This window comes from Polaribacter staleyi, assembly GCF_038024045.1.
In the GTDB taxonomy this organism is placed as follows: Bacteria; Bacteroidota; Bacteroidia; order Flavobacteriales; family Flavobacteriaceae; genus Polaribacter; species Polaribacter butkevichii.
Genome location: NZ_CP150665.1, coordinates 2,136,435 through 2,149,778, shown reverse-complemented (window position 1 = coordinate 2,149,778; position 13,344 = coordinate 2,136,435). Strand labels below are relative to the sequence as shown.

15 protein-coding genes are annotated in these 13,344 nt (G+C 29.9%); 11 read left to right on the top strand and 4 right to left on the bottom strand.

Annotated elements, in window-relative coordinates; genetic code table 11:
- Positions 1-100 precede the first annotated feature (100 nt).
- Positions 101-577, top strand: coding sequence for a DUF4252 domain-containing protein (locus WHD07_RS09140; RefSeq protein ID WP_105050062.1), 477 nt, complete (start codon positions 101-103; stop codon positions 575-577).
- Positions 578-598: 21 nt separating this feature from the next.
- Here the strand turns inward: WHD07_RS09140 and WHD07_RS09135 are convergent, their stop codons facing one another.
- Positions 599-946 carry an arsenate reductase family protein gene (locus WHD07_RS09135; RefSeq protein ID WP_105050063.1) on the bottom strand — a complete coding sequence of 116 codons (348 nt, stop codon included), beginning with the start codon at positions 944-946 and terminating at the stop codon, positions 599-601.
- Positions 947-987: 41 nt separating this feature from the next.
- Here WHD07_RS09135 and WHD07_RS09130 point away from each other — a divergent pair, with 41 nt between their 5' ends.
- Both WHD07_RS09130 and WHD07_RS09125 read left to right on the top strand, forming a co-directional pair.
- On the top strand, positions 988-1,443 hold the full coding sequence (locus WHD07_RS09130) for a DinB family protein (protein ID WP_343330945.1): 456 nt from the start codon (positions 988-990) through the stop codon (positions 1,441-1,443).
- 163 nt (positions 1,444-1,606) lie between these two features.
- Positions 1,607-2,755 (top strand): cystathionine gamma-synthase, encoded by a 1,149-nt coding sequence (locus WHD07_RS09125; RefSeq protein ID WP_343330944.1) that lies wholly within the window; start codon positions 1,607-1,609, stop codon positions 2,753-2,755.
- A 57-nt stretch (positions 2,756-2,812) separates the two neighbouring features.
- Here the strand turns inward: WHD07_RS09125 and WHD07_RS09120 are convergent, their stop codons facing one another.
- Together WHD07_RS09120 and WHD07_RS09115 are read right to left on the bottom strand one after the other, a co-directional pair.
- Positions 2,813-4,435, bottom strand: a complete 1,623-nt coding sequence (locus WHD07_RS09120; protein ID WP_343330943.1) for an Ig-like domain-containing protein — start codon at positions 4,433-4,435, stop codon at positions 2,813-2,815.
- Positions 4,436-4,490: 55 nt separating this feature from the next.
- Entirely contained in the window at positions 4,491-5,177 is a 687-nt protein-coding gene (locus tag WHD07_RS09115) for a ComF family protein (RefSeq protein ID WP_343330942.1), read from the bottom strand.
- A 52-nt stretch (positions 5,178-5,229) separates the two neighbouring features.
- On the opposite strand from WHD07_RS09115, the gene WHD07_RS09110 reads away from it, so the two are divergent.
- Together WHD07_RS09110 and WHD07_RS09105 are read left to right on the top strand one after the other, a co-directional pair.
- Complete coding sequence (locus WHD07_RS09110; RefSeq protein ID WP_343330941.1) at positions 5,230-5,793, top strand: class I SAM-dependent methyltransferase; 564 nt, start codon at positions 5,230-5,232, stop codon at positions 5,791-5,793.
- A 44-nt stretch (positions 5,794-5,837) separates the two neighbouring features.
- Entirely contained in the window at positions 5,838-7,379 is a 1,542-nt protein-coding gene (locus tag WHD07_RS09105) for a glycine--tRNA ligase (protein WP_343330940.1), read from the top strand.
- Positions 7,380-7,451: 72 nt separating this feature from the next.
- Here the strand turns inward: WHD07_RS09105 and WHD07_RS09100 are convergent, their stop codons facing one another.
- Positions 7,452-7,970 carry a heavy metal-associated domain-containing protein gene (locus tag WHD07_RS09100; RefSeq protein ID WP_343330939.1) on the bottom strand — a complete coding sequence of 173 codons (519 nt, stop codon included), beginning with the start codon at positions 7,968-7,970 and terminating at the stop codon, positions 7,452-7,454.
- 161 nt (positions 7,971-8,131) lie between these two features.
- Between WHD07_RS09100 and WHD07_RS09095 the strand changes: the two genes are divergently transcribed.
- From WHD07_RS09095 to WHD07_RS09070, 6 genes are all read left to right on the top strand, one after another.
- A complete protein-coding gene (locus WHD07_RS09095; protein ID WP_343330938.1) occupies positions 8,132-9,007 on the top strand; it encodes a DMT family transporter in 876 nt (291 codons plus the stop codon).
- Between the two features lie 147 nt (positions 9,008-9,154).
- On the top strand, positions 9,155-9,778 hold the full coding sequence (rplU, locus tag WHD07_RS09090) for a 50S ribosomal protein L21 (RefSeq protein WP_105050072.1): 624 nt from the start codon (positions 9,155-9,157) through the stop codon (positions 9,776-9,778).
- Positions 9,779-9,818: 40 nt separating this feature from the next.
- Entirely contained in the window at positions 9,819-10,079 is a 261-nt protein-coding gene (rpmA, locus tag WHD07_RS09085) for a 50S ribosomal protein L27 (RefSeq protein WP_036824185.1), read from the top strand.
- Between the two features lie 392 nt (positions 10,080-10,471).
- Positions 10,472-11,194, top strand: a complete 723-nt coding sequence (locus WHD07_RS09080; protein WP_343330937.1) for a response regulator transcription factor — start codon at positions 10,472-10,474, stop codon at positions 11,192-11,194.
- 227 nt (positions 11,195-11,421) lie between these two features.
- Positions 11,422-12,654 carry a 3-deoxy-D-manno-octulosonic acid transferase gene (locus tag WHD07_RS09075; RefSeq protein WP_343330936.1) on the top strand — a complete coding sequence of 411 codons (1,233 nt, stop codon included), beginning with the start codon at positions 11,422-11,424 and terminating at the stop codon, positions 12,652-12,654.
- A 59-nt stretch (positions 12,655-12,713) separates the two neighbouring features.
- Entirely contained in the window at positions 12,714-13,271 is a 558-nt protein-coding gene (locus WHD07_RS09070; protein ID WP_343330935.1) for a YeeE/YedE family protein, read from the top strand.
- Positions 13,272-13,344: the final 73 nt, after the last annotated feature.

Below are 13,344 nucleotides of genomic sequence, written 5' to 3'. Positions count from 1 at the left end.
TTACAAAATAAAATTTAGGTTTTAGGTTATAATTGGTTTTAGAAAATAAAGATTTGTAACAAAGTTGGTTGGTAGTCGTCTCAATTTAAAACCTATTAACATGAAACATTTAGCAACCCTTTTATTTGCATTTTTTATTACAACCATTTCTGCACAAGAGGCAGCATTTCAAAATTTTTATAAAGTTAATAAAGATCAATCAACATTTTCTATCAATTTATCAGCTTCTTTAGCGGGTTCTTTTTTAGATAATGAAGAAGATGGAGATTTAATGAACATTATTAGAAAATCTAGCGATTTTAAACTCATGATTTTTAATAATCAAGACAATGCGGTTTCTAGTGATTTTAGAAAATTTAGCAGAAAAAATCACTTAAAAACATTGGCACGCGTAAAAGAAAACGGAAGTAAAGCCGAATTATTTTTTATCGAAAAAGGCAATTACATCAGAGAAATAATTATTAGAGCCAATAGCGATTCAGATAAAATGGTCTTGTTTGGCTTAAAAACAAAAATTACGCATGATGAATTAGCAGCAATGATTTCTTCTTCAGATATAAAAGTTTCATCAAACTAAAAACTACTAAAAGAGAAGGTTTTAACCAATCTTCTCTTTTAATGCTTCAATTACTTTTTTGCTGTTTCCAATAAAAATTTCATCATCAACAATAAAAACCGGACGCTTTAAAAACGTGTACTCATCTAACAAAAACTGTCTATAATCAGCCTCAGACAAAACTTGGTTTTTTAAATCCATAGCCTTATACAACTTAGCACGTTTGTTAAAAAGCGCCTCATAACTACCAGAAAGTGCGTACATTTCTTCTAATTGCGTCGTTGTAACATTGTTTGCTTTAATTTCTTGTCGCTCAAAACCATCTGTATTTACCTCTTTTAAAATTCTACGGCAAGTATCACAAGTTTGTAAAAAATAGACTTTCTTCATTTTTATAGATTATATTTACATCTCCAAAATTACACAAAAAAATGAAAATACAATTTGATCTTTTAAGAACATCTCGCACATTAGTTTTAAAAGAATTAGACGGTTTAACTTTAGAGCAAATCCATACAATTCCTGCAGGTTTTAAAAACAATATTGCTTGGAACGTGGCACATTTAGTAGTTACACAACAACTTTTAAACTACAAGTTAGCAGGTTTAAACTGTTTATGTCCAGAAGAATTAATCGAAGATTATAAAAAAGGAACAACACCTACAAAAAACTTTACAGAAGAAGAATTTGAAGAAGTAAAAGAGTTGTTGTTAGGTTTGCCAGATACTTTAGAAGAAGATTTTGAAGCAGGTATTTTCGAAACTTATAACGAGTACCCAACAAGTACAGGTTTTGTTTTAAATTCTATAGAAAGTTCGATTGCTTTTAACAATTTTCACGAAGGGATTCACTACGGAATCATAAGATCTATCAAGAAATTTTTATAGGTTTATTAGAAGCTGTTTCCAGCTTTCACTACTCGCTTTTTTTGAATAAAACAAAAAAGTGTTCAAACAAAGAACCTGTCTTGAGCGAAGTCGAAAGGTTCAATCTAGGCTAAACTTGTTTGCTAACTTTTAGGAATACCAAAGCTGAATTAAAACTTTAAAGATGAAATTTAATACAAAAACCATTCACGGAGGTCAACAACCGGAAGCAGCAACGGGAGCATTAGTGCCACCTGTTTTTCAAACATCTACCTATGCGCAATCTAGTTTGGGGTCAGACCAAGAATACCATTATTCTAGAGGGTCAAACCCTACAAGAACGGCGTTAGAAAATAGTTTGGCTTCTATAGAAAACGGAACCCATGGTTTTGCCTTTTCATCTGGTTTGGCAGCCATAGATTGCGTGTTAAGAACTCTAAACCCTGGAGACAAAATTATAGCAGGAATCGATTTGTATGGTGGAACCTACAGAATGTTTACACGTTTATTCGAAAAATACGGATTAGAATTTACCTATGTAGATACAGAATCTGTAGAAAATGTAGCGAAAGCAATTACAGAAAAAACCAAATTAGTTTGGTTAGAAACACCAACAAATCCGTTAATGAAAATTGCAGATATCCAAGCAATTTCTAAAGCTGTAAAAGATGTAGATTCTAACATTTTAATAGCGGTAGATAATACTTTTGCAACACCTTATTTGCAGCAACCTTTAAATTTAGGAGTCGATATTGTAATGCATTCTGCTACTAAATATTTAGGCGGACATTCAGATATAATCATGGGAGCTTTAATTGTAAAAGATGCAAAATTAGCAGAAGAGTTGCACTTTATTCAGTTTGCAGCAGGTGCTATTGCAGGTCCTATGGATTCTTTTTTAGCATTAAGAGGCATCAAAACATTACATCTTAGAATGCAACGTCATTGCGAGAATGCAATGGCAGTAGCTCGTTTCTTAAAACAGCAATCAAAAGTAGATGCTATTTATTATCCAGGTTTAGAAGATCATCCAAACCATGCTATTGCAAAAAAACAAATGAAAGCTTTTGGAGGCGTAGTTTCTTTCAGTTTAAAAGATAAAAGCAAAGAGGCTACTTTTAATTTTTTAGAAAATATTAAGTTTTTTACGTTGGCAGAATCTTTAGGAGGTGTGGAGAGTATGGTAAACCATTCGGCAACCATGTCGCATGCATCTATGCCAGAAGAAGAACGTTTAAAAATAGGTATTACAGCTTCTTTAATTCGCTTAAGTGTTGGTGTAGAAGACATCGATGATATACTTGCAGATTTAGAACACGCATTAAACGCATAAAAAAAGAGCCAATTGGCTCTTTTTTTATGTACAGTATTTTATAGATAAAAGTAAAACTTATTCTGGGTTTTTAACGGTAAAAATATTGCCATCTAAGTAATAATTGGCTCTTACTTTTAGTTCTTCAGAGAAATAGATAATATTTTCTGGCTGCTGTTTTAGTAAGTAGTTTCCTGTATCCCATTTATTATTTTTATTGGTATCAATAATGGCTCTGACAAAATAAGTTTTAGGTTCTAAAAGATTAAATTGTATTTGTTTAGATTCTGAAATAAATTGCCTTTCTATTAGGTTTTCTTTGTTTTTTCCTTCTAAAAGTTCAATAATTAAAGAGTTGGAAGTTTGGTTTTGTATATCCATTGTTATTCTCCCGTAATCTTCCAATTCTTTAGTAGTTAAGCTATAGTATAAGGTATCATTTTTTTGCTCAAAAATGTCAAAAATAGCATCAGGTAATATTTTTAAGGTATAGTTTTGTTCTGGTTTTTTATCAAAAAGTAAGGCAATTTTATTCTCTTTTTTAGAAATAAAACTAGTGTACGAGACTGCTAGCGTGTCCTTATCTGTAAAGGTAATTTTAGTGGTATCAATCTTAACAAGTGGGTTGTTCCCTTTAATAAACAAAGTATCTCTAAAATGTAACGTACCAGATGCAGAACTAGTTAATGTTAAGGTGCCTATTTTTTTCTTACGTAGCTTTACGGTAAGCGTATCAATAAAATTATCGTTGGTAACTATAAAGTTTAAAGAATCCGCTTCAAAAGGTTTAAACCAATAGTTTAGCGTGTCTTTACCTGTTTCAAATCTCGAAATACTTTTAAAATCCTTAGGTGTTTCAGATATAATTTTAACTTTTAAATCTTTTATTTCACCCTCGTAACCAAATGCAATTTTTCCTTTAGAAATTTCTTTACCACGTTTAAATTGATACGGTAAAGTTTCTTTAAATAATTTAATTGGTTTTTTAATAATACTGTCTTTAGGCAATGTTATAGTGTCTGTAAAAAAACCTATTTTGTCTTCTCTAGGATTAAAAAGATAATCGTTAGACGTTTCTTTTAGAGCAATCATAAGATACTTACCTTCTTTTAAGTTTGTGAAATTAAAAGCAGAAGAATCTAAGGTATTTGCCACGTAGTTAGGTTTGGTTTTAAAAACAATAGAATCTGTAAAAGCACTGTCTATTTTATACAGTAACACATTTATATTTTTTTGCCTATCATCTAAATAAGCATCTACTATTTCTCCGGAAGTTGTTAGAGAATCTATATAATTTCCGGTAGCAAAAACATATTTAAAATTTTCTAATTTATTACCCTCATTATTGTCTTCTACAGCATTACCAAAGTTGATAATATAAGTGGTGTTTTTAATTAAGGTATCAAGAATTTTTAAAGTTAAAAACTTACTTGCTGTTCCTTGAGGTGATACTAATAAAGGACTTTTTAGTGGAGGAGAAACAATTAATTGTTTGTTTAAATCTTTCAATTTTATAAACTCGTTAAAGTTTAATTTAATTTCTTTTTTATCAAAATTGATAGTTTCGTAAGGAGGGTTTGCAGTAACAAACAAAGGTGCATCTTCATCTTTTGGGCCACCTTCTGGTCTTCCTGTTCTTGCACAGTTTGTTAAAATAAGGAAAGAAAGGCTAAAAAAAAGAAATCTAAAAATTGGTTTCACAAAGGTAAATTTTATACAAATTAACAATATATTTTTGACTTAAAAAGCATAAATTTTACTCTGTGTAAGCCATTGTTAAAATACTGATTTTTACACCAGCGGTTTTTTGCAATTCTTTTGCACAGGCTTCTAAAGTTGCACCTGTAGTAATTACATCGTCAATTAATAAAACGTGTTTATTTTTTAATATTGTAAAGTCAGACAGTTGAAACTTGGTGTCAATATTATTAAAGCGTTCAAAACGAGCCTTAAAAGTTTGAGTTTTAGAAGTAGACGTTCTTATTAAAATGTTTTCTATTAACGGTTTTTCTAAGTGTTTGCTTAAGCTTTTTCCGAATTTTGTAACTTGATTATATCCTCTTTGTCTGCGTTTTTTAGGGTGTAAGGGAACAGGAATAATAACATCGATGTCTAAAAAATCTTTGTTTTCTTTTAAAATTTCGCCTAACCAATTGCCAAAAAAATGGCCTATTTCTTCATTTCCTTTGTACTTTAATTCGTGAATTAACTTTTTAGTAATTCCTGTTTTTCTAAAAAATAAAAGCGAATTAGCTTTTTCTATAGCAACTCTACCGTAAAAAGTTTTTGCAATTTTGTTCTCTAGAGAGTCTGTAAAATTGGTTAAAGGTAGATCGTGACGGCAAAATGTACAGAGTACATTTTCATTCTGTGTTAATTGATGCTCACAATTAGCACACAGTTTTGGGTAAAAAAGATTGAATAAGTCTTTTAAAATTCGCATTTTTACAAAGCCTTTTTTTTAGAAAGATAATCATATAATTTAAGAACAGGATTTGAATAACAGAATAAATTTTTTAAAAGAGTCTTTTAAAAACTTAAAAACATTAGGTACTGTTACTCCCAGTTCTCGTTTTTTGGCAGCAAGAATGTTAAAAGGAATCGATTTTTCTAAAGTAGAGGTTTTGGTAGAATTTGGTCCAGGAAATGGAGCAATAACCAAGCTTATTCTAGAAAAGTTGCCAAAAAACGCTACTTTAATTTGTTTTGAAATTAATGAGAACTTTTACAATCAATTATCACAAATCAAAAACAAACAGCTGATTGTGATTAAGTCATCCGCAGAAAAGATAGAAGAAGAATTAAAGAAATTCAATTTTAATAAAACCAATCACATTATTTCTAGCTTGCCGTTAACTATAATTCCAGAGGAAATTACCAACGAAATTTTAAAGAAATCATTTCTTGCACTAGAAGATAAAGGAACCTTTATTCAGTTTCAATATAGTTTAACCTATTTTAAAAAACTTAAAACGGTGTTTAATCAATCAATCTCTTTAGGTTTTGAGCCTTTAAACTTCCCTCCAGCCTTTGTTTATCATTGTAAAAAAGTAGATTAAATTTTTATTGATAAATTTTTAGATTGATGTATATTTGTCGCATTATGGCAAAACAAGAAGATCAATTTAAGAAAGTATTATCGCACGCTAAAGAATATGGTTATGTTTTTCAGTCTTCTGAAATATATGACGGATTAAGTGCGGTTTACGATTATGCTCAAAACGGAGTTGAGCTAAAGAAAAATATTAGAGATTATTGGTGGAAAGCAATGGTGCAAATGCACGAAAACATTGTGGGTATAGATGCTTCTATTTTAATGCATCCAACAACTTGGAAAGCTTCTGGGCATGTTGATGCTTTTAACGATCCTTTAATTGATAATAAAGATTCTAAAAAACGTTACAGAGCAGATGTTTTAATTGAAGAGTATTGTGCTAAAATAGAAGGAAAAATTAATAAAGAAGTTGCCAAAGCAGAAAAACGTTTTGGGGATGCCTTTAATAAAGAAGAATTTTTAGCAACAAACGGACGTGTTGTTGGTTATCAAGAAAAAATAAATACAATTTTAGCAAGAATGGGTGCTTCTTTAGAAAAAGAAGATTTAGCCGATGTAAAGTTATTAATTGAAGAATTAGAAATTGCAGATCCTTTAACAGGTTCTAGAAATTGGACGGATGTAAAACAGTTTAATTTAATGTTTGGTACCAAATTAGGTGCTTCTGCAGAAACTGCAATGGATTTATATTTAAGACCAGAAACAGCGCAAGGAATTTTTGTAAATTTCTTAAACGTGCAAAAAACCGGAAGAATGAAAATTCCTTTCGGAATTGCACAAACTGGTAAAGCGTTTAGAAACGAGATTGTTGCAAGACAATTTATTTTTAGAATGCGTGAGTTTGAACAAATGGAAATGCAATTTTTTGTAAAACCAGGAACTCAAAAAGAATGGTATGATGCTTGGAAAGAAATGCGTTTAAAATGGCATTTATCTTTAGGGATGGGTGCAGATAATTACCGTTTTCATGACCACGATAAATTAGCGCATTATGCTGATGCAGCTGCAGATATTGAGTTTAACTTTCCATTCGGATTTAAAGAATTAGAAGGAATTCATTCTCGTACAGATTTTGATTTAAAAGCGCATGAAAAATTTTCTGGAAAGAAATTACAGTATTTCGATCATGAAGAAAACAAAAGTTACACACCTTATGTTGTAGAAACTTCTATTGGTTTAGATAGAATGTTTTTAGCTGTTTTTTCTCATTCTTTACAAGAAGAAGCGTTAGAAAATGGAACAACAAGAACGGTTTTAAAATTACCAGCAGTTTTAGCACCTTTTAAAGCAGCTATTTTTCCTTTAGTTAAAAAGGATGGTTTGCCAGAAGTTGCTCGTGAAATTATGGATGATTTAAAATGGGATTTCAACGTGTTTTACGATGAAAAAGATGCCGTTGGTAAGCGTTACAGACGTCAGGATGCAGCAGGAACACCATTTTGTATTACGGTAGATCACGATACTTTAAACGATAAATGTGTTACTATTAGACATAGAGATACAATGGAACAGAAAAGAGTTGCTATTGCAGATTTAAAAGCAATTATAAAAGCAGAGGTAGACGTAAAAACTTGGTTACAGAAAATATAATTAATTTTTAAGTATAAAAAAAAGCAGCATCTAAATTTTCTAGATGCTGCTTTTTTATTTAAAATGGTTGTGTTATGCTGCTTTTTTATCAGCGCAACATGCTTTCTTACAATTTTCTTTGCAAGTCATTTTTTTATCTTTATTAGTTGTACAACATGCTTTTGTACTGTCTTTTGAATCACATTTTTGTTTGCATTCTTTTCCTGAAGTTGTTTTGTTTTCACATTTTTCTTTACAAGTATCAGAACATGTATGTTTTCCTTTGGTTGAAGAAAGAGAGGCTTTATATAATTCTCCACCAGCAATTCCGTCTACAAAAGCAATTAAATCTTTTTGAGAAGTTGTGTTGGCATCAAATTCTATGTTAGCAACACTATCTTTAAAAATAACTTTAGCATTTAAAACACCTTCTTTTTTAGATAATTTAGATTGAATTGTTTTTGCACAACCAATTTCGCAAGTCATTCCAGAAATAGCTAAAGAAACGTTTTGTTTGTTAACGGGTAGTACCTCTTTTTTTGCTTCACTTATACAGCCAATTAAAACAAAACAAGCAATAGCAAAAGAGAATAATATTTTTTTAGTTTTCATAAAGTAAGTTTACAGTGTTAATTTTTACATTTAAAATTGAATCTTCTAAAAACTTCAAGGAAGTCTGTTTAGAAAATAGATAAAATAATTTTACAAATTTATTAATAAAAGGGTTGTCTTCTAAACTTTTATCGGATTTTTGCTTAATATTTTTATTATAAATGAGTAAACAACAACAAAAGTGGTTTTATCTAACTGTACTTTCTATCGTTTGGGGTAGTTCTTTTATATTAATGAAAAAAGCACTTTTAGGTGTAAGTCCTATTCAATTAGGCGCTTTAAGGATGATTTTTACGGCACTTTTTTTACTTTCGGTAGCTTTTCCTTCTATTAAAAAAATTAAAAAGAAACATTGGCAGTATATTGTTTATACGGCACTTGTAGGTACATTTATACCAGGTTTTCTATTTGCTTTTGCTATTACAAGTATCGATAGTGCAGTGGTATCTATTTTAAATTCTCTTACACCTTTTAATACCTTAATTTTTGGAACCCTAGTTTTTGGTTTTACATTTAAGAAATCGCAATTATATGGTATTTTAATAGGTTTGGTAGGAACTTTAATTTTAATATTAGAAGGAGCAGATGTAAATCCACATCAAAATTATTGGTTTGCTTTATTAATTATAATTGCCTCTGTAGGGTATGCTTTTAATGCAAATATTGTAAAAAAGTATTTACATGATTTGGATGCTTTGGCAATAACAACTGGTAATTTTTTATTATTGATTGTCCCTGCAATCATCGTTTTAAGTTTTACAGATTTCTTTGTTACCTTTGATGTTAAGAATGAAGTGTTAATGCATTCTTTGGGATATTTGGCTATATTATCTGTAGTAGGAACAGGTGTCGCAAAAACTTTTTACAATAAATTAGTACATATTTCAGGTCCTGTTTTTTCATCTTCTGTAACGTATTTAATTCCTATTGTAGCTATTTTTTGGGGAGTGTTAGATGGCGAGAAGTTAAGTTTAATTCAGGTTTTAGGAGGACTTATTATTCTTTTGGGCGTTTACTTTGTAAATAAAAAGAAATAGTTTTTTATAAATAAAGGGTATTCTATTGATTTTGATAGAATTATTTATAAAAACTATATTGCTAAGTATTAAAAAAGATGTATATTTGCACCCGCATTTTCATTAGGATTATGCAAACTAATTAGTAATAAACGCAAAACAAATAGTATGTACGCAATCGTAGAGATGGCAGGGCAGCAGTTTAAAGTTGCAAAAGACCAAAAAGTATACGTTCACCGTTTACAAGGAGAAGTAGGATCAAAAGTTACTTTTGATAATGTTCTTTTACTTGATGAAAAAGGGAATGTAACAATTGGCGCCCCAGCTATAGAAGGAGCTTCAGTAACAGCTCAAATTTTAAGTCACTTAAAAGGTGATAAAGTAATCGTTTTCAAGAAGAAAAGAAGAAAAGGTTACATTAAGAAAAACGGACACAGACAATTTTTAAGCGAGATTCTTATTGAATCTATTGCTGCTTCAGGTAGTAAAAAAGCTGCTCCAAAGGCAACTAAAGCTGCTCCAAAGAAATCTGCTAAAGCAGACGACTTAAAGAAAATTGAAGGTGCAGGACCTAAAGCTGCAGAAGCTTTAGTAAATGCAGGTTTAGATACTTTTGCAAAAGTAGCAAAAGCAGATCCAGCAAAATTGAGTGAAATCTTAACTGAAGCAAGTTCTAGATTATCTCATTTAGTAACAACTACTTGGCCAAAGCAAGCTGGTTTAGCTGCAGAAGGTAAGTGGGATGAATTAAAAGAATTACAAGATAGATTAGACGGAGGTATTGAAAAATAATTCCTAATAATTTAACTTTAACCTATAAAAACTCAATAACATGGCACATAAAAAAGGTGTAGGTAGTTCGAAGAATGGTAGAGAATCAGAATCGAAACGTCTAGGTGTAAAAATATTTGGAGGACAAGCTGCAATTGCAGGGAACATTATTGTTCGTCAAAGAGGAACAACTCACAATCCAGGAGAAAACGTTTACATGGGTAAAGATCATACTTTACATGCAAAGGTTGACGGTGTTGTAGAATTCCGTAAGAAAAAGGATAACAGATCTTATGTATCTATTACTCCATTTGAAGTTTAAGAAATTAAGCTTTTAAATTATTAGAAACGCTCAAACATGTAAATGTTTGAGCGTTTCTGTTTTCTAGAGTATCTTAAAATTATTACATATTTATAGGATTCTAAATATTTTAAAAAATAAAAGATCAAAGAGTAATGTTTGTTAAATTAAATCAATCTTTTTCAATAACTTTTTAAGTTAAAGTATCGTCTTTTAGGTTGATGGATAGTTGGGGAGGAATGATTAAAAAGGGTGTAAAACTCTAAAAACACAAAAATAAAGGTACATACAGGCTAGTTGTAAAGATTTTTTTTAGAACTGTTTGTAGTTTTTTCAGAACATTTAGTGCTAGTTTAATATCATTTCCTCTTAGAATTCCTATTTTAGTGTAAAATTGAAACCCTCCTTCCCCCATGAGCAAAGTAAAAATTTTAGTCGTAGAAGATGAAGCCATTATTGCAGACAATATTTGCGATACGTTACAAAAATTAGGTTATGAGACTTTAGAGTCTGCGAACAGCTATACAGAGGCAATTAATAGAATAAAAGAACAACCGCCAGATATTGCTATTTTAGATTTTAGGTTGTCTGGAAAAAAGACAGGAATAGATATTGCAAAGAAAATAATAGAATCTTATAATTTTCCATATATTTTTTTAACTTCAAATTCAGATAAATTTACGTTAAACCAAGCTAGAGAAGTTATGCCTCTTACTTGTTTGGTAAAACCTTTTTCTAAAAATAAATTATATAGATGTGTAGAAGATACTTTACGTAATTTTTCTAAAAAGGTTGATGAAAAAGATCTTTACAAGCCTATTATTAAAGACTCTCTTTTTGTAAAAGAAAAAGGTCTTTATAAAAAAATTAATTTTGAAGATATTTTGTATTTAAAAAGTGCGCATGTTTACATAGAGATTATTTTAAAAACACATCAAAAAATAGTAGTTAGAACAAGCTTAAATGATATTCTAGAAAAGTTAGATATTAATTTTGTTAGAATTCATAGAGGGTTTATTATCAATACAAAATACTTATCTCAAATAAACTATACATCGGTAAATATTTTAAAAGAGGAAATTCCTATTGGTAAAAAATATAAAGAAAACCTTGTAAAAAGAATCAATTTTATTTAATATTTAGAACATTATAAGACCTGTATAGAACATTATTGATAATTTAATAGATTAGTTAAAGTATATTTGATTGTATATTTAGATTGTTATTAACATTTTTTTTCTGGGGAATAATGATGTTTTTATAAAATCTAAACACGTTAATAAGCTACTCTATACGGGTAGCTTTTTTTTATCTATTGAATTAAGTTGAAGCTTAGTTGTTACTATTTTGTATTTTTGCAGCTATGAAATTTTTATATAATTCTGTGGTTTTTATTACCTCTCTGATGCTGCCAATAATAGGCGTGTTCAGTGAAAAAATAAAACTTTTTGTAGCGGGTAGAAAAGAAACCTTTTCTAAAATTATAGCATTAAAGAATTCTGAAACTATTTGGTTTCATGCGGCTTCTTTGGGAGAATTTGAACAGGCAAGACCAATTATAGAAGAAATAAAGAGTAAGTATCCTGCTTATAAAATTTTAGTTACTTTTTTTTCGCCTTCTGGTTACGAAATTAGAAAGGATTACGAGTTAGCAGATGTTGTTTGTTATTTGCCTTTAGATTCAGAATCTAATGCTAAAAAGTTTATTAAAATAGTAAATCCTAAATTGGCTATTTTTATAAAGTATGAATTTTGGCCAAATCTTTTAAATGAATTAAAACAAAAAGAAATCCCTACCATTTTAGTTTCAGGTATTTTAAGAAAAAAACAGCTCTTCTTTAAAAGTTATGGAGGTTTTATGAGAGATTCATTACAAGCCTTTCATCACTTTTTTGTGCAAGATGAAAATTCTAAAAAGTTACTAAGCTCCATTAGTTTTAAGAATGTAACTGTTGCAGGAGATACCCGTTTTGATAGAGTTTCTAAAATTTTAGAACAAAATAATTCGCTCGATTTTATCAATCAATTTAAAGACGGTAAATACACTGTTGTTGCAGGAAGTACTTGGCAAGAAGATGAAGCGTTGTTGGTAAATTATATCAATAATAAAGCATCCGAAGATGAGAAGTTTATTATTGCGCCTCATAATATTAAACCAGAAGCAATTTTAGAATTACAGAAATCCATCAATAAAAAAACTATTTTGTTTTCAGCGAAAGCTGATGAAAATTTATCGGAATACACAGTTTTTATTATAGATACTATAGGCATTTTAACCAAAATATACGCAGCAGCAGATCTTGCGTATGTTGGTGGAGGTTTAAAAACAGGTTTACATAATATTTTAGAACCTGCAACTTTTGGAATTCCTGTAGTGATTGGAAATAAATACGACAAATTTAAAGAAGCTGTAGATTTGGTTAAAATAGGAGGTTGTATTTCTATTAAAAATCAAGAAGAATTTACAGCAAATTTTATCAACCTAAAAGAAGATGAGAGCTTTAGAAAGTTAACGGGAGTTATCAATAAAAGATATATTGCCGATAACCTTAAAGCAACAAAATTAATTATGAATTATTTAGAGGATACACTTTAAATGAATATCAGTTCGATTGATTTTTATCAGAATCGTATCGAGAATAAATGAAAGAAATTATGGATTTTATATTACAACCTTGGGCTTGGTATGTTGGTGGTCCGCTAATTGCAATTTCGCTCTTATTATATTTTTATTTTGGTAGAAATTTTGGGGCCTCTACAAACTTCGATACACTTTGTACCATGGCCGGTGCAGGAAAAGTATCTGATTATTTTAAGAAAGATTGGAAAGATCGAGACTTTGCATTGATGTTTGTGGTTGGGTTAATTATTGGTGGTGTTATTTCTGCAAAATATTTAATTCCGAATCAAACAATAGATTTAAATCCTAAAACGGTTCAAGAACTTACAGAACTAGGGTTTTCAAACGTGGGTAGTCAGTATTTTCCTGATGAAATTTTTGGGGTTGAATCATTTTTATCAATCAAAGGGTTTTTAATTCTTTTGGTATCAGGGGTTTTTGTTGGTTTCGGAACGCGTTATGCAGGCGGTTGTACTTCTGGTCATGCCATTACTGGTTTAAGTAATTTAGAATTACCATCGTTATTAGCTGTAATTGGGTTTTTTATTGGTGGAATGATTGCGACTTGGTTTATTATTCCAATGTTATTCTAATAAAAACCATTTTTCCTACAAGGTTTTAAAAACCTTGTAGGTGTAACTAAGTACAAATAAAATATACCTACAA

What these genes read in the sequence shown, in the direction of transcription:
- WHD07_RS09140 (WP_105050062.1), top strand. Translation starts at nt 101, where the DNA reads ATGAAACATTTAGCAACCCTTTTATTTGCATTTTTTATTACAACCATT.
- WHD07_RS09135 (WP_105050063.1), bottom strand. Translation starts at nt 946, where the DNA reads ATGAAGAAAGTCTATTTTTTACAAACTTGTGATACTTGCCGTAGAATT.
- WHD07_RS09130 (WP_343330945.1), top strand. Translation starts at nt 988, where the DNA reads ATGAAAATACAATTTGATCTTTTAAGAACATCTCGCACATTAGTTTTA.
- WHD07_RS09125 (WP_343330944.1), top strand. Translation starts at nt 1,607, where the DNA reads ATGAAATTTAATACAAAAACCATTCACGGAGGTCAACAACCGGAAGCA.
- WHD07_RS09115 (WP_343330942.1), bottom strand. Translation starts at nt 5,177, where the DNA reads ATGCGAATTTTAAAAGACTTATTCAATCTTTTTTACCCAAAACTGTGT.
- WHD07_RS09105 (WP_343330940.1), top strand. Translation starts at nt 5,838, where the DNA reads ATGGCAAAACAAGAAGATCAATTTAAGAAAGTATTATCGCACGCTAAA.
- WHD07_RS09100 (WP_343330939.1), bottom strand. Translation starts at nt 7,970, where the DNA reads ATGAAAACTAAAAAAATATTATTCTCTTTTGCTATTGCTTGTTTTGTT.
- WHD07_RS09095 (WP_343330938.1), top strand. Translation starts at nt 8,132, where the DNA reads ATGAGTAAACAACAACAAAAGTGGTTTTATCTAACTGTACTTTCTATC.
- rplU (WP_105050072.1), top strand. Translation starts at nt 9,155, where the DNA reads ATGTACGCAATCGTAGAGATGGCAGGGCAGCAGTTTAAAGTTGCAAAA.
- rpmA (WP_036824185.1), top strand. Translation starts at nt 9,819, where the DNA reads ATGGCACATAAAAAAGGTGTAGGTAGTTCGAAGAATGGTAGAGAATCA.
- WHD07_RS09080 (WP_343330937.1), top strand. Translation starts at nt 10,472, where the DNA reads ATGAGCAAAGTAAAAATTTTAGTCGTAGAAGATGAAGCCATTATTGCA.
- WHD07_RS09075 (WP_343330936.1), top strand. Translation starts at nt 11,422, where the DNA reads ATGAAATTTTTATATAATTCTGTGGTTTTTATTACCTCTCTGATGCTG.
- WHD07_RS09070 (WP_343330935.1), top strand. Translation starts at nt 12,714, where the DNA reads ATGGATTTTATATTACAACCTTGGGCTTGGTATGTTGGTGGTCCGCTA.